The organism is Phorcysia thermohydrogeniphila, from assembly GCF_004339575.1.
Classification (GTDB): Bacteria; Aquificota; Aquificia; order Desulfurobacteriales; family Desulfurobacteriaceae; genus Phorcysia; species Phorcysia thermohydrogeniphila.
Genome location: NZ_SMFV01000003.1, coordinates 50,563 through 70,887, shown reverse-complemented (window position 1 = coordinate 70,887; position 20,325 = coordinate 50,563). Strand labels below are relative to the sequence as shown.

Annotated in this window: 24 protein-coding genes and 1 other RNA gene; 9 read left to right on the top strand and 16 right to left on the bottom strand. The window is 45.0% G+C overall.

What is annotated here, in order from left to right; translation table 11 throughout:
* Positions 1-106 precede the first annotated feature (106 nt).
* From CLV27_RS04660 to CLV27_RS04645, 4 genes are all read left to right on the top strand, one after another.
* Entirely contained in the window at positions 107-835 is a 729-nt protein-coding gene (locus CLV27_RS04660) for an MBL fold metallo-hydrolase (RefSeq protein WP_132526315.1), read from the top strand.
* Positions 828-2,174: a signal recognition particle protein gene (ffh, locus tag CLV27_RS04655; RefSeq protein WP_132526313.1), complete on the top strand. Its 1,347-nt coding sequence runs from the start codon at positions 828-830 to the stop codon at positions 2,172-2,174. The genes CLV27_RS04660 and ffh overlap by 8 nt, the downstream gene beginning before the upstream one ends.
* A 63-nt stretch (positions 2,175-2,237) precedes the next feature.
* Entirely contained in the window at positions 2,238-2,468 is a 231-nt protein-coding gene (gene rpsP / locus CLV27_RS04650; protein ID WP_132526311.1) for a 30S ribosomal protein S16, read from the top strand.
* 11 nt (positions 2,469-2,479) lie between these two features.
* Positions 2,480-2,719 (top strand): KH domain-containing protein, encoded by a 240-nt coding sequence (locus tag CLV27_RS04645; protein ID WP_132526309.1) that lies wholly within the window; start codon positions 2,480-2,482, stop codon positions 2,717-2,719.
* A 12-nt stretch (positions 2,720-2,731) separates the two neighbouring features.
* Here CLV27_RS04645 and CLV27_RS04640 read toward each other — a convergent pair whose 3' ends face one another.
* The 8 genes from CLV27_RS04640 to CLV27_RS04605 are packed head-to-tail and all read right to left on the bottom strand — an operon-like array spanning position 2,732 to position 8,984.
* Positions 2,732-3,265 (bottom strand): GIY-YIG nuclease family protein, encoded by a 534-nt coding sequence (locus CLV27_RS04640; protein ID WP_132526307.1) that lies wholly within the window; start codon positions 3,263-3,265, stop codon positions 2,732-2,734.
* Between the two features lie 19 nt (positions 3,266-3,284).
* A complete protein-coding gene (locus CLV27_RS04635; RefSeq protein WP_132526305.1) occupies positions 3,285-3,833 on the bottom strand; it encodes a hypothetical protein in 549 nt (182 codons plus the stop codon).
* Positions 3,834-3,858: 25 nt separating this feature from the next.
* Positions 3,859-4,521 carry a fructose-6-phosphate aldolase gene (gene fsa / locus CLV27_RS04630; RefSeq protein WP_132526303.1) on the bottom strand — a complete coding sequence of 221 codons (663 nt, stop codon included), beginning with the start codon at positions 4,519-4,521 and terminating at the stop codon, positions 3,859-3,861.
* On the bottom strand, positions 4,518-5,027 hold the full coding sequence (locus CLV27_RS04625; RefSeq protein ID WP_132526301.1) for a metal-dependent hydrolase: 510 nt from the start codon (positions 5,025-5,027) through the stop codon (positions 4,518-4,520). Before CLV27_RS04625 ends, fsa begins: the two co-directional genes overlap by 4 nt.
* Positions 5,024-5,671 (bottom strand): MBL fold metallo-hydrolase, encoded by a 648-nt coding sequence (locus CLV27_RS04620; protein ID WP_132526299.1) that lies wholly within the window; start codon positions 5,669-5,671, stop codon positions 5,024-5,026. Before CLV27_RS04620 ends, CLV27_RS04625 begins: the two co-directional genes overlap by 4 nt.
* Positions 5,631-6,218: a LabA-like NYN domain-containing protein gene (locus tag CLV27_RS04615; protein WP_132526668.1), complete on the bottom strand. Its 588-nt coding sequence runs from the start codon at positions 6,216-6,218 to the stop codon at positions 5,631-5,633. The genes CLV27_RS04620 and CLV27_RS04615 overlap by 41 nt, the downstream gene beginning before the upstream one ends.
* Positions 6,187-7,458, bottom strand: coding sequence for a cation diffusion facilitator family transporter (locus CLV27_RS04610; protein ID WP_132526297.1), 1,272 nt, complete (start codon positions 7,456-7,458; stop codon positions 6,187-6,189). The genes CLV27_RS04615 and CLV27_RS04610 overlap by 32 nt, the downstream gene beginning before the upstream one ends.
* Positions 7,459-7,460: 2 nt before the next feature.
* Entirely contained in the window at positions 7,461-8,984 is a 1,524-nt protein-coding gene (locus CLV27_RS04605) for a helicase HerA-like domain-containing protein (RefSeq protein ID WP_132526295.1), read from the bottom strand.
* Positions 8,985-9,063: 79 nt separating this feature from the next.
* Here CLV27_RS04605 and CLV27_RS04600 point away from each other — a divergent pair, with 79 nt between their 5' ends.
* Positions 9,064-9,378, top strand: a complete 315-nt coding sequence (locus CLV27_RS04600; RefSeq protein ID WP_132526293.1) for an MTH1187 family thiamine-binding protein — start codon at positions 9,064-9,066, stop codon at positions 9,376-9,378.
* 29 nt (positions 9,379-9,407) lie between these two features.
* Positions 9,408-9,737: RNase P RNA component class A (gene rnpB / locus CLV27_RS04595), an RNA gene on the top strand.
* A gap of 1 nt (position 9,738) precedes the next feature.
* On the opposite strand, the gene CLV27_RS04590 is transcribed toward rnpB, so the two are convergent.
* The 8 genes from CLV27_RS04590 to CLV27_RS04555 form a co-directional block, all read right to left on the bottom strand.
* Positions 9,739-10,140, bottom strand: coding sequence for a secondary thiamine-phosphate synthase enzyme YjbQ (locus CLV27_RS04590; RefSeq protein WP_132526291.1), 402 nt, complete (start codon positions 10,138-10,140; stop codon positions 9,739-9,741).
* Positions 10,141-10,157: 17 nt separating this feature from the next.
* Positions 10,158-11,012: a pantoate--beta-alanine ligase gene (gene panC / locus CLV27_RS04585; RefSeq protein WP_132526289.1), complete on the bottom strand. Its 855-nt coding sequence runs from the start codon at positions 11,010-11,012 to the stop codon at positions 10,158-10,160.
* The gene (locus CLV27_RS04580) at positions 11,009-11,818 is read right to left on the bottom strand and encodes a YihY/virulence factor BrkB family protein (RefSeq protein WP_132526287.1); all 810 of its coding nucleotides are present in this window, start codon (positions 11,816-11,818) and stop codon (positions 11,009-11,011) included. The genes panC and CLV27_RS04580 overlap by 4 nt, the downstream gene beginning before the upstream one ends.
* Positions 11,819-11,885: 67 nt before the next feature.
* Complete coding sequence (ccsB, locus tag CLV27_RS04575) at positions 11,886-12,893, bottom strand: c-type cytochrome biogenesis protein CcsB (RefSeq protein ID WP_132526285.1); 1,008 nt, start codon at positions 12,891-12,893, stop codon at positions 11,886-11,888.
* Complete coding sequence (resB, locus tag CLV27_RS04570; protein ID WP_132526283.1) at positions 12,890-14,218, bottom strand: cytochrome c biogenesis protein ResB; 1,329 nt, start codon at positions 14,216-14,218, stop codon at positions 12,890-12,892. The genes ccsB and resB overlap by 4 nt, the downstream gene beginning before the upstream one ends.
* A gap of 45 nt (positions 14,219-14,263) precedes the next feature.
* Entirely contained in the window at positions 14,264-15,403 is a 1,140-nt protein-coding gene (locus CLV27_RS04565; RefSeq protein WP_132526281.1) for an amidohydrolase family protein, read from the bottom strand.
* A complete protein-coding gene (locus tag CLV27_RS04560; RefSeq protein ID WP_132526279.1) occupies positions 15,400-16,368 on the bottom strand; it encodes a hypothetical protein in 969 nt (322 codons plus the stop codon). Before CLV27_RS04560 ends, CLV27_RS04565 begins: the two co-directional genes overlap by 4 nt.
* A gap of 173 nt (positions 16,369-16,541) precedes the next feature.
* On the bottom strand, positions 16,542-17,495 hold the full coding sequence (locus tag CLV27_RS04555; RefSeq protein ID WP_165863682.1) for a nucleoside hydrolase: 954 nt from the start codon (positions 17,493-17,495) through the stop codon (positions 16,542-16,544).
* Between the two features lie 64 nt (positions 17,496-17,559).
* Here CLV27_RS04555 and CLV27_RS04550 point away from each other — a divergent pair, with 64 nt between their 5' ends.
* From CLV27_RS04550 to CLV27_RS04540, 3 genes are read left to right on the top strand one after another with little or no spacing between them, the layout of a single operon-like run.
* Positions 17,560-18,129, top strand: a complete 570-nt coding sequence (locus CLV27_RS04550) for an anthranilate synthase component II (RefSeq protein ID WP_132526275.1) — start codon at positions 17,560-17,562, stop codon at positions 18,127-18,129.
* Between the two features lie 6 nt (positions 18,130-18,135).
* Positions 18,136-19,230 (top strand): lipid-A-disaccharide synthase, encoded by a 1,095-nt coding sequence (gene lpxB, locus CLV27_RS04545; RefSeq protein ID WP_132526273.1) that lies wholly within the window; start codon positions 18,136-18,138, stop codon positions 19,228-19,230.
* A complete protein-coding gene (locus CLV27_RS04540) occupies positions 19,231-20,322 on the top strand; it encodes a THUMP domain-containing class I SAM-dependent RNA methyltransferase (RefSeq protein ID WP_132526271.1) in 1,092 nt (363 codons plus the stop codon). It abuts the gene before it with no gap.
* Positions 20,323-20,325: the final 3 nt, after the last annotated feature.

Here is a 20,325-nt window from a genome sequence, read left to right as displayed (position 1 = left end):
GCATCCCCCCTCGGATTCCCCCCTGCGAGGTTATGTCTATAATATAGGCAATTTTGGTTGAAGTGCATAAATTGAGCGTTTGAACGAAAGCTTTAAGGGGAGAGAGATGGAGAACTTGGTGATTGTTTACGACAATAGAGCAACTGAAGGTTTTAAGGCTGACTGGGGATTTTCGGCTTTAGTTGAGCTTGAGGATGAGTTAATCCTTTTTGATACCGGTGCGAACCCTGAAATTTTGAAGGAGAACCTTGAGAGGGCTGGAGTAGCTCCAGAGGAGATTGACATTGTCTTTATATCCCACAACCACTGGGACCACACCGGAGGGCTTTCATTTATCTTGGAGAGAAATAAGGAGATAGAGCTCTTTGTTCCTGAGAGTGACTGCAACCGCTTTGAGGAGCTCCTTCCAGAAACCGCCGTCTGCGTTCCGGTTTCTGAACCTGTTCAAATTTCTGAGAGAGCTCTCTCTACGGGAGTCCTTCCAACGGGAATGGATAGTCCTAAGGAAGAGCAGGCGCTTATCGTTAACACGCCGGCAGGATACCTCCTCCTTACCGGCTGTGCCCATCCCGGGGTAGTTGAGATTGCCAAAAAGGCCGTCTCTATCTGTAAAGAGGAACTCTTCCTCATAGCTGGAGGTTTCCACCTAAATGAAGCCTCAGAGGAGGAGGCTGAGAGGACGGCCAAGGAGCTCCTTGAGCTAACCCAGCTTGTAGCTCCCTGCCACTGCACGGGAGATTTAGCCATAGAAGTGTTCCGCCGTATTTTTGGAGATAGGTTCATAGAAGTTGCTGCTGGCGTGGAAATTCCCTTAGAGGAGGATGTTAATGTTTGATGCTTTAGCAGAGAGAGTTCAGTCTGCTATAGAGAAAATTGCCAGAAAGGGCAGGATTGATAAAGAGACCTTAGAGAAAGGTTTAAGGGAGATAAAGCTTGCCCTTTTAGAGGCCGACGTAAACTACAAGATAGTCTCTGACTTCATTAAGGATGTAAGGGAAAAGGCCCTTGGTGCTGAGGTTGTAAAGGGTGTAAATCCTGCCCAACAGCTTGTAAAGATTGTTTACGATGAGCTTGTTGAAGCCCTCGGTGGAGAGGCTGCAAAGTTAGATCTAAAAGGAAAACCTGCCGTTATCCTTCTCATTGGTCTTCAGGGTTCTGGTAAGACGACAACTGCGGCAAAGCTTGGAGCTTACCTAAAAAAGCAGGGGAAGAAGGTTCTCCTTACCTCTGCCGACGTTTATAGGCCTGCTGCAATGCTCCAGCTTAAAAAGCTTGGAGATAAGATTGGAGTTCCTGTATTCCTTATGGAGGAGGAAAAGGACGCCGTAAAGATTGCCGAAAAAGCCCTTGAAAAGGCAAAGAGTGAGGGCTACGACGTCCTGATAATTGATACTGCAGGAAGGCTTCACATTGACGAGGAGCTCCTTGACGAGGCCAGAAGGATAAGGGAGAGGGTTAACCCAAATGAGACCCTCTTTGTCATTGACTCAATGACCGGACAGGAGTCTGTAAACATTGCCAAGGCCTTTAACGACGCCGTTGGAATGACGGGAATAATCCTTACAAAGATGGACTCTGATGCCCGTGGTGGTGTAGCCCTTTCTGTAAAGGGCGTTACGGGTAAACCGATTAAGTTTGCTGGAACTGGTGAAAAGATTGAGGACTTTGAGCCCTTCCATCCGGATAGGGTAGCCTCAAGAATCCTCGGTATGGGAGACATCGTTTCCCTCGTTGAGAAGGCTCAGGAAGTCATTGACGAGAAGAAGGCACTCTCCTTACAGGAGAAGATACTTTCTGGAGAGTTTACCTTAGAGGACTTCCGTGAGCAGCTCAGGATGATAAGGAAGCTTGGTCCCCTTCACCAGATACTCAGTATGATACCGGGACTTGGAAGTCAAAAGATGTTAAAACAGCTCCAGCAAGTTATAGATGAGAAGAAGCTCAAGAGGATAGAGGCGATAATAGACTCTATGACCCCTGAAGAGAGGAGAAACCACGCAATTATCAACGCAAGCAGGAAGAGGAGAATCGCCAGAGGTAGTGGAACGACGGTTAAAGAGGTTGATGAGCTTTTACGGCAGTTTGCACAGGCCAAGATGGCAATGAAGCAGATGAGAAAGATGCAGAAAAAATTGGCGAAGAAGGGAGGAAGATTCCCCTTCCCCTTCTTTTAGGCTTGAACTAATTTGGTTTTGGAATAAAATACTGGTGCAAAACTTAAAGGTAGGAGGATTGCCTTGGTAAAGATAAGATTAAAGAGAATGGGAAGGAAGAAGTTGCCAATCTATAAGATTGTAGTTGCAGACGCAAGGGCTAAGAGGGACGGAAAGACAATAGACATCCTTGGAACTTATAACCCAAAGTCTAAGGAGCTCCAGCTTGACGTTGAGAAAGTGAAGGAGTGGCTGGCAAAGGGTGCTCAGCCTACTGACAGGGTTGCGTCCCTCATCAAGAAGGTGGTTCAGTAGGGAGGTGAAGGATGTCTGCTCTAAAGGAGATGGTTGAGTGCGTTGCTAAGAGGCTCGTTGACAACCCAGATGCCGTTTCTGTAACGGTAACAGAAGGCGAAAGAACAGTTGTTATTGAGCTAAAGGTTGACCCAAAAGACCTTGGAAAGGTTATCGGTAGGCAGGGAAGAACTGCAAAGGCTTTAAGGACTCTCCTTTCTGCTGCAGCTACAAAGATGGGCAAGAGGGCTGTTCTTGAGATAATTGAGTAGCGGGAGCTCCCGCTACTCAAGGTTATACTTAGGTTCTAAAATACAAATTAGCCATCTCTCTAATTTCCGTGCTAATTTTTTTGCCTCTTCGTCTTTTATATTGCCTGTGGATATCGTGATAACAAGGTCAGTGTGCCTTCTAATTAGTTCTTTTCTCTCTTCTGATGTGATGTCTTTAGCATCTATTCCTAATTCTTTCTTTATTAAATTTTTCACAAAGCTATTATCGGGCTTTCCCTTTAGGTGATCCTTCAATCTATTTTTAAGATCTTGCTTCTGCTCTTGATTTATTTTCTTTCCAACAAAACCCACATATACTGCCTTATTTTCTTTTACAAAAATATAGCATCCAGCTTTTTTCTCTAAATCTGAGTCTGGTTCATCTTCATCGGTAGTTTTTAGTACTTTAAGTTCAACTTTATGTTTACCAGTTTCAATCTTGCTACTTTCTTTCATTGGTATTCCTTCACGAATCTTTTTCAAAATATCTTCTACTTCTTTAGGTAGAGAAAAGGAAGGAACGTTTACCCTTACTTTTTCTTCCATATCCTCCCCCCCCCAACCTCTAAGTTTTCAATTTCTCAAAAACCTCCTCTACCGTCATAGTTGGTTCTATTTCAAAGAAGGTTATCTTGTAGTTTAGAAGGATGTTCCTCGTGCTGTAGGTCTGTGCTTTAAGGTTCAAGAGCATAGACTCAAGTCTCCTCACTATCACTTCAAAGTGTTCCCTCTCCTTAACTGTGAAGATGATTCCCAGCTTGTCGTCCTCCAGCATAAAGAGGGTGTCGCTTGGCCTGATGTGCCTGTCAATGTAGGTTGCTATGTAGTTCACTATTGAGTGTCTGTCAGAGTCCGGAATGTTTCCGACGATAGAAATCTTTATTCCCACTCCCATAAGTAGCTCGTCAACGGCGTACTTCATACGCTCAATGAGCCTGCGGACCCTCTGCTTTATGAACTTCTCTTTCGGTATGTAGGACTCCTTGTCAACGAGAGTCCTGTACTCCTTTAGCTCCTCCTCAAGGAGCTTTATGGCGTACTCAACCTCTTCAAGTTTCCTCAAGCTTTCCTGAAGTAGCTGGAAAGCTTGCTTTATTAAAGTGCCGTATTCCACACTCCCCCCAGTTTATTGAGAGTTACTAACGGAAAATCTGGTCTCTATCTGGAACTTTTGCCCAGTCCTCAAGGAATCTCTGAAGTCCAACGTCTGTTAGTGGATGCTTTGCAAGTTGCTTTATGACTTTGAATGGAATTGTTGCTATATCTGCGCCTATCAGTGCTGCCTGAAGGACGTGCTGTGGGTGTCTTATGCTTGCGACTATAATCTCTGTGTCAAAACCGTAGTTGTCGTAGATTTGAACAATTTGGGATATGAGCTCCATTCCGTCGTGTCCTATGTCGTCAAGCCTTCCAACAAAGGGTGAAACGTAGGTTGCCCCTGCCTTGGCAGCGAGGATTGCCTGAAGTGGAGAGAATACAAGGGTAACGTTTGTCTTGATTCCTTCCTGTGAGAGTATCTTAACTGCCTTAAGGCCTTCTGTTGTCATAGGTATCTTGATAACAACGTTATCGCCAAGCTTAGCAAGTCTCCTTGCCTCGTCAACCATTCCTTGGGTGTCAAGGCTTACCACCTCAAGGCTTACAGGCCCCGGAACGGTTTCTACTATCTCCTTTGCAACCTCAAGGAACGGTCTTCCGGTCTTTGAGATGAGAGTAGGATTTGTTGTTACTCCATCAACCATTCCCATTTCCATTGCGGCTTTTATCTCGTTGATGTCTGCGGTATCAATAAAAAACTTCATCCTGCGACCTCCTTCGTCAGATTTTTTATCGCTTTCAGGATTTCTCCACTAAAGAGGGTTTCAAAACCCAGTTTTCCTTGGTTTACTAAGAAAATAAGGAAGCTAACCAAGAGAAGTATAACAAAAATCTCTCCGGTTCTACCTGATTTCATTAGTTTTAGTGAAAACCTTGGGTAGTATTTGGTGGTATAGGGTATTCCTAAGGGGTTAAGGGAATCAAGTAAGAGGTGGGAAGCGTAACCGAGGGTAAAGGACAACAGGTAAATGCCAAGCTGTAAGTTAACAAAGTCCTTTATCCAAATAGCTATGAAGAACAGAAGTATCGGAATGGCGACGTGGTGGGTGATTCCCCTGTGGCTGTTAAATAGCGTCCTCTTAGGAGGAAAGGGCAGCCCTTTTTTAAGGTCAACGTCAGGGAGTATACTCCCTGCCACGGCAGGAATGGCCGGAAGGTTAAAGATGGCTGCTACAGAAATTGCTGCAAGGACGTGGGTTCCGGCTGTCATCCTAAGAATTCCCTTATGAAAGGATTTTCAGCGACCTCAGTTCTTACTGTGGTTTTTGGGCCGTGTCCGGGAATTATTGTGGTGTCGGGGTTTAGTCTGTTTAGCACCTTTACTATGGATCTTTTAAGGGTCGTATAGTCGCTCATCGGAAGGTCGTAACGGCCTATGCTTCCCTTAAAAATCAGGTCGCCGACAATTGCCACGTTGGTCTCCGGAGAGAAGAGAACTATGCTTCCCGGTGAGTGTCCCGGGGCGTGGATAACCTCAAGGGAGAGGTTTCCAATTTTTATAACGTCTCCGTCGTTTACTACTTCGTCTGGCTGGGGTGAGTACTCTGCTCCTGCGAGCTCCCCCACTTCGCTTTCTGTCCAGTAGTTAAGGTTTTCTGCAGCTAAGGGGTGCATTAGGAGCTTAGCTTCTTTAAAACTTAACTTTGCCCAAGCGTTTGCTGCCGTGTGGTCTGGGTGCTCGTGGGTGTTGATGATGTACTTTACTTTCAAGTCGTGGCGGGAAACGAGGTCCTCTATCTCCTCTACTGCCTGCCTATCGCCCGGGTCAACAATGGCGGCCTCTTTTGTCTCTTCGTCCCAGAGTAAAAGGGTGTTAACTACGAAAGCTCCTGCTGGAATTGTCACCAACTTCATCGTCCTTCTCCTCTAAGACTATGTATTCTCCCATCTCCTCTAAGTCTATGTACTCGTTTGCAGCCTGAATGAGCTCTTTTGCCGTTATCGTCCTGAAGGAGATAACTTCAACCTTTATACCTTTTGCTTTTAAAAAATTTACAAGGTCAACAAAGTCCCCGTCGCCACTCATTAGGACAACTACGTCTATTTTTCCGTTTTCTGCCATAGCAATGGCGTCAATGGCAATTCCCATGTCCCAGTCTGCTTTGTACTCTACCCTGTCCCAGTTGTAGAACTTTTTGGGCTCTTTTAGTTTGACTTCATAGCCGAGGTTTCTGAGGACGTAGATAAAGCTGTCCTGATTTACCCTGTCAAGGTTTATGAGGTAGGCAATTGCCCTGTAGAGCCTCCGTCCCCTTACTCCGATGTGGAGAAGCCTTTTAAAGTCAACTTTCTTCCTAAGAGTGTTCTTTGCGCCGTAATAGATGTTCTGCATGTCAACAAAGACGGCCACGTTTAGGTGGGACTGCATACTATCTCTGGCCAGAAGGTCGTGGGGTTTCACGTTCACCTCCTCCGTTGATGTCACAGGCGTACCTGTTCCAGACGGCAAGGGGGGGCTCGCACGGTTTCTCTCTTAGCTCTTTCAGGAAAGCGTTGAGGTTTTCTTCTGGAATTAGTGTCATTCCGATTCCGTAGTTGGATAGGGCGAATATCACGCCCTTTCCTACTGGGAGGGAGTTAACGGCTATACAGTTTACTCCTTTTGAGACCAAGAACTCAACGAGCTCAATGCACTTGCCGTACTTAAGGTTTACCGCTGGATTTTTTAATCTCTGCAGGATTTCAATATCTCCGTTGCTCTTTTTAAGGAGAAGGATTTCTGGGCACTCTCCAAACTTGCTACAGACCCTATCTCCTTCAACGGGAATTGCGTATACAAACTCTTTCCTCTCTTCTGGTTCAAAGTGAATGATTATCTTCTCTATGAAGGGAACGTCCCTCTTTACCTTTTCTTCCAGCTCGTGGACGATGTTGTGGGCTTTCTCTAAGCTGTTTGTAGCAATGCAGACTTCTGCCTCTATAAAACGGTAGCTGCCGGAGCTCCTACCCGTTACAGATTTCACAGAGGTTATTAGAGGGTGAGACTGTAGTATCTTCTCTATCTTCTCTAAGGTTTCCCTGTCAACTGATGCGTCAAGGAGAACCTTTAGCGCTTCAACCATTATCTCGTATCCGGAGTGGAAGATGAAGACGACAACGATGAGGACGGCCAACTTTTCAACTATTGGATAGCCGGCGTAGTTACCGATAATACCGGCAAGGACTACTACAGAGGAGAGCATATCCGTTTTTATGTGCTCTGAGTCGGCTATAAGGCTTGGTGAGTTGAGCTCTTCTCCTTTTCTCCTCTCGTAACGGGAAAAGAGGTACGTAACAACGATGGTAACGAATATTGCGGCTACAGCTAAAGGCAGGTTCTTTATCTCCATTACCTGCCCGCTGAAGAGAACGTCCCTTGCTATCTCGTAGCCTGCAAAGAAGATTGCAAAGGCGCTTGCAAGGGAGATGATGTTTTCAACTTTGTAGAGCCCGTAGGGGAACTCCTTTAGCTTCATGTTGGCGATAACTATGCCTGCGTAGACGGAGAGAGCTGCAGCAAGGTCTGCTACTGAGTGGATACCGTCGGCTACTAAGGAAGTTGAACCTGCGAGGAAACCGACGGTTATCTTCATGAGTGATAGGAATAGGTTTAAGAGAACAGAGTATAGGGCTATCTGTTTCTTTTCCTTTACGATGTCCATAGTTAAAACTCCGTGTCTCCTAAGATGGAGAAGTCGCTAAGTTCTTTTCTATCTCTTTCAAACTTCTCTCTGTATTTTTTCCACTCCTCAACTGCGCTGATATCGTTGCCACTCTTTTTCGCTTTTGCAAGTCTAATCTTAACAAGTGCAGGAACGGGTATCATCTTTCCCATAACGAGGGCTTCTCCGACGTTTAGTGAGGGAAGCTGCTCTACAAGGTCTGAGCTTAAGGACTCTGAGGCCTGCTGGACGTGTCTCTGGTCTCCCGGCTCAACGAGCCTGAGAATTATCATGTTGTTTGCCTGAGATAAAGCGTTTGAGTCAAGGGCTTTTGGCCTCTGGGTGACGAGGCAGAGTCCAAGGCCAAACTTTCTTCCTTCCCTTGCTATCCTTGAGATCCAGTAGCGGGAGCGGGTGTTCAGAGTTGATGAGGCGAGTATGTGGGCTTCTTCAAGAACCATAAAGACTGGGAATTCAAGACCTCCTCCTTCTCCCCTGACAAAGGCCTTTCTCTTTTCAAGAATGTTCCTTAGAACGTGGCTTACAACGATATCGGCGATTTTCTCGTCAACGTGGGAAAGGTCTATTACGTTGAGCTTTCCAAACTCTATCTGCTCAACGATTGGAGGGTGGAGGGTGTCAAAGAGCTCCCCGTAAAACTCCTGCATATCCTCAACCTTGTTTATAACGCCGGTGATGGACTTCCAGTCGTCCTTAAAGGCCTCGTCGGTTCTGTAGGACTGGAGCTCCAGCAGTAACCTTGCCCAAAAGTCTGAGGCTGGAGTCTCCCCGTTCCTTATCTCCTCAACTACCTGCTTAAAGGCCCTCCTTAAGTACCTGTCCTGTATGTAGGCGCTGTCATCAACGTTTGCAAATATCCTAAACTCGTGGTAGCTGAGCCTTACGGGGTTGAGTAGGACGTCTATACGCCTTACTGCAGGTTTTCCGTTTTTGGTAAAGGAGAAGTTCACGTATTCGCCGTGCATGTCAAAGACCAAGACAGTTCCGTCCTTTTCAAGGAGTCCCTCAATAATCACAGAAACTGTGTTTGACTTTCCTCCCCCTGTAACGGCTAAGACGGCAAGGTGTCTGCTCACTATGCTGTCTATGTCAAGGTAAACGTTAACGTCATTCCTCGTTAAAAGGTGGCCTATGTGAATCTTCCCCTCGTCTTCTTTTCCGAAGACCTTCTCAAGGGTTTCGCGGGAGGCCGGATAGATTTGGGTCCCCGGCTCCGGGGGAACTCTGGGGATAAACATTTTTCTGTCTACGTCCCCTAAGAGAGAAATCCTTCCCCTAAAGAAGGAATCCCTTCCGGTTAGCTTCCTTAACTGCTCTATATCCTCTGGGTCAAGGTCATCGGTTAACTTTCTGTTAACCCTCTTTATTTCTTTAATGAAGCCGAGAACTCTGTGGCCTTCGTAGGAGAGCTCCACGTAATCGCCGAGTTGAACGTTACTTGAACTTATAAACTCTACCTCCCTCGTTGTAGGCTCCCCAATTGCAAAGCCGATAGGCTGTGCCATTGTTACCTCCAAAATGTTTAACTGAGGAATAAGTTAATTGTTAAGATATTAGCAGTCAAACAGTCTAAAGGAGGGAGAGATGTCAGTTCTAGTTGAATTTTCCATGTTTCCCACCGATAAAGGGGAAAGCGTGAGTGCTTACGTCTCAAGGATAATAAGGATGATTGATGAAAGCGGTATTCCCTACCAGCTAACTTCCATGGGAACGGTCTTTGAGACAGAAACTATTGAGGAAGCCCTTGAAATCATCAAGAAGGCCTACAAGGAGCTTGAGCCGGACTGCAACAGGGTTTACTCCGTCGTGAAGTTTGACATTAGGAAAGGGAAGGAGAACCGACTCGTCCAGAAGATAAAGTCCATTGAGACAAAGCTGGGAAGGGAAGTTAGTAAGTAGCTTTTACCTTCCCTATATTATAGAGGCGCGGAGCAGGACGAGGGGTCGCTCAAGGGGACTACTCCCCTTGAGAGGAAAGTCCGGGCTCCACAGGGCAGGGAGCTGGCGTTGAGCCAGGCAGGGGCGACCCTGCGGAAAGGGCCACAGAGAGCAGACCGCCACCTATAAGGTGGTAAGGGTGAAAGGGTGGTGTAAGAGACCACCGCCCTTTCCCGCGAGGGAAAGGGGCACGGCAACCCCCTCCCGGAGCAAGGCTAAATAGGCTGGCGCTTGAGGGTGGCCCGCCCGATGCCAGCGGGTAAGCCGCACAGATAAATGACCCCGTAAAACAGAACCCGGCTTACGTTCCTGCTCCGCCTTTTAACCGGCGATAACCTTTACGTAGACTTTACGGGTTCTTGGACCGTCAAACTCGCAGAAGAAAATTCCCTGCCACGTTCCAAGGAGAAGCCTTCCGTCCTGAATGATAACCGTTTCACTGCACCCTACGAGTGAAGACTTTATGTGGGCAGCAGAGTTCCCTTCTGCATGCTCGTAAAAAGGCTCTCTCCACGGGATTAGCTTATCCAGCATTGTTTTAATGTCCTTCTTAACTGTGGGGTCTGCGTTTTCGTTAATCGTTACGGCTGCAGTTGTATGGGGAACGTAAACAACGCAGATTCCTTTCTTAACTCCAGACTGAAGGACGATGCCTTCAACCTGTCTTGTGATGTCAACAAACTGGGTTCTTCCAGTTGTTTTAAGGGAAATTTCGTAAACCATAGCAACCCCTCCAAGTGTTAAATTCTTTCACCGACAACCCAGTTATCTATAAGCCTTGCGTTGCCCACAAAGACTGCAAGGGCTATGAGCGTTCCCTCTTTAATTTCGTCAACAGGCTTAAGGGTCTCTGAGTCTACTATCTCTATGTAGTCAATGGCCTTTACGTGGGGATGGGAGAGGATAAACTCCTCCATCTTTGACTTTATAGTTTCTGGGTTTCTTTCTCCTTTCTCTATGAGCTCCTTTGCAAGCTTTAGAGCTCTGTAAAGCGATGTTGCAGATTCCCTCTCCTCTGGAGAGAGGTAGACGTTACGGGAGCTCATTGCGAGGCCGTCCTCTTCTCTGACTATGGGGCAGCCGATAACTTCAACGTCAAAGTTTAAATCTCTTACGAGCCTCTCTATTACCTTTAGTTGCTGAAAGTCCTTTTTACCAAAGTAAGCCCTGTGGGGTTTAACGATATTGAAGAGCTTTGTAACTACCGTTGCAACGCCCCTAAAATGTCCCGGCCTCTTCGCCCCGCAGAGGACTTCTGTAATTCCCTCCACTTCAACGTAGGTAGAGTAGCCCTCTGGGTACATCTCCGAAACTTCTGGAACAAAGAGGTAGTCCACGCCCTTCTCCTGTGCAATTTTTTTGTCCCTCTCTATGTCCCTCGGGTATCTTTCAAAATCCTCTCCCGGCGCAAACTGGACAGGGTTCACGAAGATGCTCATAACGACAACGTCGTTTTCCTTACGGGCGCGCTCTACCAAGCTCATGTGGCCGTCGTGTAGGTATCCCATCGTTGGGATGAAGCCAATCGTCTTTCCCGTTTTCCGCAAGGTTTCAGATATTGACTGCATCTCCTTCACGCTTCTTACAACTCTCATTCTTTCCTCTCCCTCTCAACTATTAACTTCCCCTTTACTATTCCGACCCCCAAAAGGATAACCGTTGCTGAGTAGTATATCCATAAGAGAGAAACAATTAGAGCAGCAAAAGAACCGTAGAGGATGTTTACCTTAGATACGTTGAGTATAAACCACACGAAGGCCTTTTCAAAAAAGAGAAGGAGGGTAAAGACAAGAAATGAAATTTTAAGAATGAAGCCGAAGGGGACGCTAACGGGTAGCATAAAGTAGTACGTACTCACTAAAATCGTGAAGAGTAGGATTAGAACAAGGAGAGACGATAAAAAGGACAGAAAAGGTATTTGAGGAAGTAGCAGGGCTATCGTGTATTTGGTTATGTAGAAGATGAAGAGTAAAACCCAGAGAAAAAATATGGCAAAAATGATGGCTAAGTTCCTGTAGAAGAAGTTAGAGGGGCTTTCAACTTCTAAAATCTCACAGAAGGATTTCTCCAAGGATAGGAAAATTCCTCTTGAGAACCAGAGCATAAAGAGAGCGGCCGTTCCACTTATGAGGCCTGAGTTGTTTATGAGTTCCTCTATCCGGAGAAAGATAGGTTTTAGGGGTGAGTTTAGGAGCTCCACCGGTATAAGGTCATGAAGGTTCACGTGGAGGACGACCATCCCTAAGAAGAAGAGGAATATAAAGAGGGGAATGACGGACATGATTGTGTAGTAGGCTATAGAGGCTGCGTAGAAGGAGTAGTTACTTTCAAGCAGGTCGCAAAAGGCGTAGAGGGCAAGACTTAAAAGTGAATCCTCCTTCAGGAACTTTCTGCAAATCATAAAACTCTGTATTCCTTTCTTTAGTCTCTTTCACCATTTTAACACGGTTAGAGGAAAGCCACGCCCACTACTGGGCGTAGCTGTGGAGGCCGGGAATTATCAGGTTAACGCCGTAGTAGGTAAAGATTACGCTTAAGAAACCTACAATTGTGAAGTAGGCAAGGGGTTTCCCAGAAAGCCCTTTAATATAGCGGGCGTGAAGGTAGGCTGCATAAACGAGCCACGTGATTAATGACCAAGTCTCTTTTGGGTCCCAGGACCAGTAACCGCCCCAAGCATATTTAGCCCAGACAGCCCCAAGAATTATTCCAATTGTGAGAAATACAAATCCAACGGCAACCGACTGGTACATTATCTGTTCCATCGTTTCAACTGAGGGGAATATCCTTGAAATACCGTAACGTTTTAAGACGTAGAGGAAAGCACAGAAGACTACAGCAGCAACGGCTGAAATGGCGAGGTAGTAGGGAACGTTTTCCCTGTAAGCTGAGTAGATGATAAAGAAGAAGATGAACCACGTTGTAACGAAGATAACTGCCCAGTCTTTTTGGGTAGTGTCCTCTCTCTTTGAGAAGTAGGCATAAGCTACTCCAGCACTTACGGCAGCTGCAGCGTAACCGACAAAGGTAGTAACAACGTGGAAGAGTAGCCAGTTACTCTGGAGAGCGGGAACTAAGGGCTGAGCTTCTGGGTTAAAGCCAAGTATCTGGGTTGAGAGCTCTCCAATCAGTGCTAAAGGAATTACAAACATTCCGAAAGCTTTGTTCTTATACTTCCACTCAAAGAGGAGGTATAGGAGAACTGCAGTCCATCCAAAAAGCATTAGGGACTCATACATGTTTGTAAAGGGGGCGTACTTGTAAAAGGCCAACCAGTCGGAAACCATATTTACCTTTGCCTTCTCTATTCCCCTTACGATGAACGCTGTGCCCTGAATGAGGACTCCCAACCAGCCTGCAAGGGTTGCAAGTTTCCCAGACCAAGAGCTCTTTGAGAACGTGTGGATGGTGTAGAAGAGGAATGCAAAGAAAAAGGCCACCATTCCTGCGTTAAAGAGGGTTACGGAGCTAATCATGACTGTTCCTCCCTACGGGTATTTGGACAGTATGAAGACTTGACAGCCCGTAGGACTTCTTCTAGCTCCCTTGCAAGGCCTTCCGTTCCCTTGTTGGTGAGTCCTCCAATCACGAGCCTTACTCTCCTTTCCCCCTTCTTTTCAATTCTTGCCCAGACTCTCCTGTGGGGAATAAAGAAGGCAACTATTAAACCAACTATCAATATAGTGCTTCCTACCCAGACTATCCAAGTGCCGGGGTCTTTTGATACCTGAAGACCTGTGTAAAAGACGGGTTTAAAATCAACAACGGCAAAGGTTACGTCCGTTTTTGGAACTTTATAGAAAGCAAAGGGTTTTATTACTCCTTCCTCTATTTTTCCGTCCTGTATGAACTCAATGCCCATGGTCATCGTTCTGCCGTCTAAGCTGACAATCCTTAAATACGTTCCTTCACCAAACTTTAAAGGCTGACCAAAGGCAACGCTTACAGTTTCCCTCTTATTCCCCCTCTTTATGTGGAATGTAACTTCTCCTTGGCCGTAACTTGCCTGATAGAAGTAGATACCCTTGTACTTGAGTGGGTCGTTAACCCTTATCTTTTTCCTGTAAACTTCCTTACCGTTCTCTATTATGGAAAGGTCGGAAATGTAAGCCTTTGGCATTCCTGAAGGGTAAAAGTCTATAGTGAACTTGTTGCACTTAACGTAGAAGGGGAGCTCTATTATCTTTGGCCCGCTAAAGAAGCTAACGAGGTTGCTTGAAGTTCCTTCTGAAAGGTTCATATAACCTCTGTATCCAAAGATAGCCGTAACTAGGCCACCTATGAGAACGATAAGAACGCCAAGGTGAACGATATAAACCCCAAAGCGGGCAAAAACGTTCTTGTCGGCAAAGAGGTGAGTTTGGTTTTCTTCCTCTAAGGAAACTTCTGTTGAGTATTTGAGCTTTTTAAGGGTTTCAGTAACAGTTTTCTTTATTTCCTCACCAGTTCCTTCAAGGGTAATGGAGTGGGAGACTTTAAGACTTTTCTCTGCACCTTCTGGGAGGGTTTTTCGCGGTTGTTTTGCAATTTTCCATATTTTAGGAAGTCTCTTAATAGAGCAGACAATTAGGTTTATTCCTAAAAGCGTTAGGAGAAGTATGTACCACCAAGAGTGGTAAACGTCTGTAAAACCTAAAAATTTGAGGATTTTGTAAGTTGTTTCCCCGTATTCCCTGAGGTATTTATCGGGGTCCTGCTGTTGCTCTATGATTGTTCCGATTATTGATGTAACGGCGAGAGTTAAAAGCAGGACAATTGCAAGCTTAACTGAGCTAAAGAAGTCGTATACCTTCCTAAGCATTGTTACTCCTTTGCTGTCTGTGTTCTCGCACTCTCCGTTATTTAATCAAAGAGAGCTTGAGAAGTCAAGGATTTCAAACTTTAGCGGTTCGTAAAGGAAAGTGTCAAAAGGCGTTTTTAGTTCTTTATCGCACTTTACAAGCGTAAAGAGAGCTCTCTTACCGTAGTCCTCAATCCCTAAAACCTTAGCTCCTCCTGAAGTGATTAACTTAAAGAGCTCCCTTAAGGGCACTCTTCCCTCAAGACGGTAGTAGATAGCCTTTATTTCCTCCACAACCGAAAGGGATAGGTTGGTGCTTAAACCGTCCGTCCCGATTCCCAGCTTCTCATAGCCTAAAAGGTGAAGAACGTCCGGAAAGCCCGTCTTAAGGTGGATGTTACTCCTTGGACAGAGAACAATTGAAGCCCCCTTCTCTATCAGCCTGTCAAGCTCTTTACGGGAAAGGTTGGTGCAGTGGACGGCTATTGTTAGCTCGTTCAGAGCTCCGGCCTTTTCAAGGTAGTCGGTTACGTTCTCTGCCTTTATCCATTCATACCTCTTCCTTCCAACGGCCGGGTAGATTAACTTTTCAAATCGGTTTTCACTGCACTTTACAAAGAGCTCCTCATCGGCACTTTCTCCTAAGTGAATCTGAAACCTGTAGCCCCTTTCAAGGGCATCTCTTGCTATTTTCCTGATAAGTTCAAAGGAAACTGAGTAGATTGAATGGATAGAAATTGGAGGAACAAGGCTTTTAACGTCTCTATCTTTTCCGATTATCTCAAGGAAGGGAATGACCTTTGGTAGTTTAACTTCCTTAGAGAGGATTTTGGCTATACCGAAGGAGGAAATATCACCAGCAAAAGCGATCCCGTACTTCCTTAACTCCTCAATACCTTTAAAGAAGGCCTCTTTAAGTTCCTCTTCTGTAAATGTCTGCCTCTTCCCTATAACGAAGAGTAGCCACTCAAAGAAGTTACTAAACCTGTCGGGGCTAAAATCTACCTTTGAAAGTTCCAGATGAGTGTGGGCATTTACAAAGGGAGGGAATAGAGTCCCCTTTAAGAGGAGCTCCTTCTGAAAATTTCCTTCGGGCTTCCTTTTGTGATAGCCCTTTATTCTTCCATTCTCAACTACTACCCATCCCTCTTTAAGAGCCTCTCCGGAGGGTTTAACTACCCAGTCAGCCTTTAGGAGTATCCTCATATTTGCCTGATTTCTACCTTCAGGAACTTTTCAGCTTCTTTAACTAGTTTTTCGGGAGGAGCTCCTTTTAAAGCTGCTCCAATTAAAATACTAATCATGTCTTGAAGGGAATAGTTTTTAACGTTAGATATTGTTATCTCCACGCCTCCTCTACCTTTTGCCAGAATATCTTCTAAAGCCACTATAAGTGTTTTTAGATTGCCATCTTTGACTTCGTTAGAGGCCATTTTTATTTCTTTTATGAGTTCTTTCCTAACTTCATCAACGTCCATTTTCTTTTCCTTGGCAATTAGTTCAATAATTAGATTGAAGATTCCTCTGTCGTAAAAAGATATTTTTGCCAAGGAGGGTTTAATCTGTAGTACTTTGCTTATTAGAAGATTAACTTCTGGGGTTGAAGAGGAAATAGTCTCTAAAGTTTCTAAGTTCTTTGCTATTTTGAATATTTCCTTGTCAACGTTTTCAGTTTCCCATTTCCAAGAAAAGTCAAGGAATCCTTCGCCCTGTAGGAGGATGCTTTCTGTTAACTTCCTTTTCTCTTTATCATAAGAGGAGTCAAGAAAAGCATTGATAGAGTAGATTTTCCCTTCTCCAAATTTTTTAAAGAAGAGTCTAAAATCAATACCTCTTAGTTCTAAGGAAAGTTTTACTGGGCCAACTTCTTTGTCATCTTCAAACTGCTTAATAACAATTTCCTTTATGAGAGGAAATTCTATTCTGAGGTTGTTATCTTCTATTACAGAATTCTTGATTTTTACGTCCTTCAGATAAACCTCTTTTTTAAAGAGGTTGATATCGTACTCTCCAATTTCAACGGAATCTTTTAAGTTGTTTTCCTCTAAATAGTTTTCTACCTTTTCTTTAACCTCTGCTATCTTTCTTGACTTAAAAGTTTGATAACCGAAGATAGTTCCTATGGTTACTAAAAGAGCTGTAATTACTAAAACTAAATTCTTCCTTGACACCTCTCCCTCCAAGGCCTTCAATTAAAACTTAGTTTTAAATTTTAACACAACCAGACTTGCCATTTAGAAAAAAGTCCTCACAGAATAGACTTATGGAAATCCTGTGAGGAAAAAATTTTTTAGTGCAAAGGCTATGTTGTTTTAGAGCTCTTTCATTGTTGGATGCGACAAAATCAATTAAGGAAGAGCTCCGATATCCAGTTTAAAAAGCTCAGCCTGTCTATCTGATGGCCTACAAGGTGATTTCCAGAGCCAACGGTGAAGAGAGTTTCTCCCCTATCGGTAACTTCTACTTCCCCTTGAACGTAACTTACAAAGCCCATTCCGAGGGCTTCAGCTACGGTAAGGACGTCATGAAGGTAGGTTACTCTAACGGGAAATCCAAAGAGCTCGCTTCTGTAGTTTAGCCATACCCTAAGCATGTTTGCAACCAGAGCTTCAGCCCGATTCTTTTTCTTTCTGAGAAATTTCTCTACCCTCTTTCTGGCAAACTTTGTGTGCAGGGTTACATCGTTAGTGATAAAGTGAATCTGAGGGATAGAGCTAATAACCTTTTTTGCAGCTTCTACGTCGTGCTCTACGTTGTAAGAGGGAATTGCACGGTAGGTTTGGCCAGCTCTTAACTCTTTTGGAGTGGGAGAGTCAAAGGTTATTCCTCCTCCCATAAAAAAGAGACCCTTAAGGTATTTACCGAGTTTTGGTTCTAATTCTATGGCTCTGGCTATGTTTGTTAGAGGAGCTATGCAAATGAGGATGACTTCTTCGTGGTTAGAAGTAACCTGTTTAACTATAAATTCGGGGGCGTTTGTCTCAATTCCAAAGGCCTCAAGAGGTTTTTCTCTCTCCTCCTCAGTCAGGACTCCAAAACCTTCCCTTCCTGTTAGGTGTATGGGTTGAGGAGAACTTAGAGGAGAGCTCTCTCCGGCAACGACTGGAATGTTGTGCCCGGTGGTCTCTATGAGCTTTTTGGCTATTTTTGCTCTAAGTTCAGCACAGCCGTAGGCAGTTGTTACTCCGATAAGCCTTTCTGGGACGAGTTTAAGGAGTGCAAGTAAGGCAAAGGCGTCGTCAACGTCAGACCCGATGTCTGTATCAAGGAGGAACTTAGTGTTCTTTTCTAATTTCATTTTTGCCCTACTCCTGTAAAATTGTAACGCAGACTTAAAACTATATAGATAAGGTGGAGTAAGCATGATACTGATGATAGACAACTACGATTCATTTACCTACAACGTTGTTCAGTACTTTGGAAAGCTCGGGGCAGATATAAGGGTCTTCAGGAACGACAAGATAACGATTGATGAAATTGAGAGGATGAAACCGGAGGCTTTAGTTATATCTCCGGGACCCTGCACTCCAAGGGAGGCGGGAGTTTCGGTAGAGGCCATAAGACACTTTGCAGGAAAGATTCCGATTTTGGGAATATGCCTTGGACACCAGTCCATAGGCTTTGCCTTTGGTGGCAGGATAGTAAGGGCTAAAAAGCTCATGCACGGGAAGGCCTCAAACATTATTCACAACGGTAAAGACCTTTTTGAAGGAATGAAAAATCCCTTCTCTGCCATTCGTTACCACTCCCTCGTGATAGATAGAGAAACCCTGCCAGATGTCCTTGAAGTAACGGCTGAAAGCGAGGACGATAGGGAGATAATGGGTATAAGGCACAAAACCCTTCCAATTTACGGCGTTCAGTTTCATCCAGAGTCAATACTCACAGAGAACGGCATTAAGATAATAGAGAACTTTTTGAAGAGGATTTAAATCAGAGTGAAAAAGATTCTCATCGTTACAGGAGAGCTCTCGGGTTTTAACTATGCTAAGGAACTTGTTCCCCTTCTATCTTCTCACCTTAAAGTCTTTGGTGTCTTCTTAGAAGAGGTTGAAGGAGCTGAGAGGATACTGGACTCTAAGGAGCTCCTCTCCTTTGGCCTCTTTGAGGCTATAAAAAATCTCTCTTCAATTCTAAGAGGAAAAAGAAGGATAGTCTCCTTCCTTGAAAGGGAGAGACCGGATGCTGTTTTACTCGTTGACTTTCCGGGGTTTAACCTAAAGATTGCAGAAGTCGCAAAAGAAAAGGGAATAAAGGTTCTCTACTTTATCTCTCCAAAGTTCTGGGCTTGGGGAGAGTGGAGGGTGAAGAAGATAAAAAGGCTTGTAGACAGGATGTTCGTTATTTTTCCCTTTGAGGTGGAGCTCTACAGGCGCTACGGGGTAAATGTTACCTACGTAGGGAATCCACTGAAGGAGATGGTAAAGCCTACTATTCCTCCCGATGAATTCTTAAAAAAGTTTGGGCTTTCCCGTCCCTTATTTGCTCTATTTCCCGGTAGCAGGCCTTCGGAAGTAAACTCTTTGCTTGAACCGATGCTCCTTGCTGTTAAGGGGGTAGAGGGAAGTTTTGCACTGCCAGTTGCTTCCTCTGTTAACTTTGATGAGATAGAGGAGAGGGTTAGGAGGATTCACCCGAAAGTTAGGCTGATACCTGAAAGTGAAAGGTATAACCTCCTCTTTTCTGCCGATGCCGGTATCATAGCCTCTGGGACTGCAAGCTTAGAGGCGAGCTTGGCAGAGCTCCCCCACGTCGTTGTCTATAAGCTCCACCCTCTCACCTTTAAACTCGCTAAAAGGCTTGTGAAAATTCCCTTTGTCTCCCTTCCAAACATAATCGCTGGACAGAGAGTTGTTCCGGAGCTCCTACAGGACGATGTAACGCCAGAAAAGATTAAGGAGGAGCTCCTTAAGGTTTTGGACAGAAAAGAAGAGGTGAAGAAACTTTTAAGAGAGAAGGTAAACTCTAAACTTAAAGGTGGAGCTATAAGGCGTTTAGCAGAAGAGATAAAACTTGAGCTCGGGGTGATTTAAATGAAGCTTTTTGCCGTTTCCCAGCCGGGAGTAGAGGAGATAACCTATAAGGAGTTAAAAGAGCTTAGTATTGACGGTGAAGTTGTCCCCGGAGGAATTGAGTTTGAAGGAGATTTGAGGGAGCTCTATAAAACTAACCTCTGGCTAAGGAGTGCCAGCAGAGTCCTCGTTAGGCTTTGCACCTTTAAGGCAAAGCACTTTGCCGAACTTGTCCGTAAGGCAAAAAAGTGTAGCTGGGAAGAGTTCTTAACGCCCGAGATTCCTGTAAAACTCAGGGTTACTTCAAAGCGTTCAAAGCTCTACCATACAGGGGCTATCAAGGAGAGGGTCTTAAGGGCAATAAAGGAAGCTGGTATTGAGCTAAAAGAGGCGAAGTACGAGGACGAGGGAACGAGCGTAATAGTTAGGTTTGAAAACGACGTTTGCACCATAAGCGTGAACAGCTCAGGGGCTCACCTTCATAAACGGGGTTACAGGGTAGTTGAGACTGAAGCCCCCTTACGGGAAAACCTTGCTGGGGCGATGATACTTGCCTCTGGCTGGAAGGGAGAAGTTCCCCTCATTGACCCTTTCTGTGGCTCAGGAACTATACCGATAGAGGCGGCCCTTTTAGCTACGAGCACTCCTCCGGGAAGGAATAGAGAGTTTGCCTTTATGAAGTGGCCAAACTTTGACGGTAAACTGTGGGAAGAGCTCCTAAGTGAAGCCAATGAGAAGAAAAAAGAGGTAAAAGTCCCGATTCTGGGCTTTGACATAGAGGAGGAAGCCATCAGGGCTTCTGTTAAAAATGCAGAGGTTGCTGGGGTAGGGGAGTTTGTCAGCTTTAAGAACCTTTCATTTCCGGAGGTTTTCTTTGAAGAGGCCGTTATCGTAACAAATCCACCTTACGGTGAGAGGCTTCCCATTAAAAACGTGAGGGAGATATACAGGCGCTTTGGAGACTGGGTAAGGAGATACTTTAAAAGGTATAGGGTTTTCTTCCTGTCTCCCGATAGAGCTCTTGCCAAGGTTACAGGGCTAAACCCAGAGATGGTTACCTACTTTTCAAACGGTGGAATAACCGTTGGGCTCTACAGGGCAGAGAAACTTTAAACT

Bases quoted from the DNA above. Each gene is read 5' to 3' on its own strand.
- ffh (WP_132526313.1), top strand. From the start codon at position 828: ATGTTTGATGCTTTAGCAGAGAGAGTTCAGTCTGCTATAGAGAAAATT.
- CLV27_RS04540 (WP_132526271.1), top strand. From the start codon at position 19,231: ATGAAGCTTTTTGCCGTTTCCCAGCCGGGAGTAGAGGAGATAACCTAT.
- CLV27_RS04660 (WP_132526315.1), top strand. From the start codon at position 107: ATGGAGAACTTGGTGATTGTTTACGACAATAGAGCAACTGAAGGTTTT.
- CLV27_RS04645 (WP_132526309.1), top strand. From the start codon at position 2,480: ATGTCTGCTCTAAAGGAGATGGTTGAGTGCGTTGCTAAGAGGCTCGTT.
- CLV27_RS04550 (WP_132526275.1), top strand. From the start codon at position 17,560: ATGATACTGATGATAGACAACTACGATTCATTTACCTACAACGTTGTT.
- CLV27_RS04640 (WP_132526307.1), bottom strand. From the start codon at position 3,265: ATGGAAGAAAAAGTAAGGGTAAACGTTCCTTCCTTTTCTCTACCTAAA.
- CLV27_RS04555 (WP_165863682.1), bottom strand. From the start codon at position 17,495: ATGAAATTAGAAAAGAACACTAAGTTCCTCCTTGATACAGACATCGGG.
- CLV27_RS04610 (WP_132526297.1), bottom strand. From the start codon at position 7,458: ATGGACATCGTAAAGGAAAAGAAACAGATAGCCCTATACTCTGTTCTC.
- ccsB (WP_132526285.1), bottom strand. From the start codon at position 12,893: ATGATTAGCTCCGTAACCCTCTTTAACGCAGGAATGGTGGCCTTTTTC.
- CLV27_RS04625 (WP_132526301.1), bottom strand. From the start codon at position 5,027: ATGACAGCCGGAACCCACGTCCTTGCAGCAATTTCTGTAGCAGCCATC.
- CLV27_RS04605 (WP_132526295.1), bottom strand. From the start codon at position 8,984: ATGGCACAGCCTATCGGCTTTGCAATTGGGGAGCCTACAACGAGGGAG.
- CLV27_RS04565 (WP_132526281.1), bottom strand. From the start codon at position 15,403: ATGAGGATACTCCTAAAGGCTGACTGGGTAGTTAAACCCTCCGGAGAG.
- resB (WP_132526283.1), bottom strand. From the start codon at position 14,218: ATGCTTAGGAAGGTATACGACTTCTTTAGCTCAGTTAAGCTTGCAATT.
- CLV27_RS04580 (WP_132526287.1), bottom strand. From the start codon at position 11,818: ATGATTTGCAGAAAGTTCCTGAAGGAGGATTCACTTTTAAGTCTTGCC.
- CLV27_RS04590 (WP_132526291.1), bottom strand. From the start codon at position 10,140: ATGGTTTACGAAATTTCCCTTAAAACAACTGGAAGAACCCAGTTTGTT.
- fsa (WP_132526303.1), bottom strand. From the start codon at position 4,521: ATGAAGTTTTTTATTGATACCGCAGACATCAACGAGATAAAAGCCGCA.
- CLV27_RS04620 (WP_132526299.1), bottom strand. From the start codon at position 5,671: ATGAAGTTGGTGACAATTCCAGCAGGAGCTTTCGTAGTTAACACCCTT.
- CLV27_RS04600 (WP_132526293.1), top strand. From the start codon at position 9,064: ATGTCAGTTCTAGTTGAATTTTCCATGTTTCCCACCGATAAAGGGGAA.
- panC (WP_132526289.1), bottom strand. From the start codon at position 11,012: ATGAGAGTTGTAAGAAGCGTGAAGGAGATGCAGTCAATATCTGAAACC.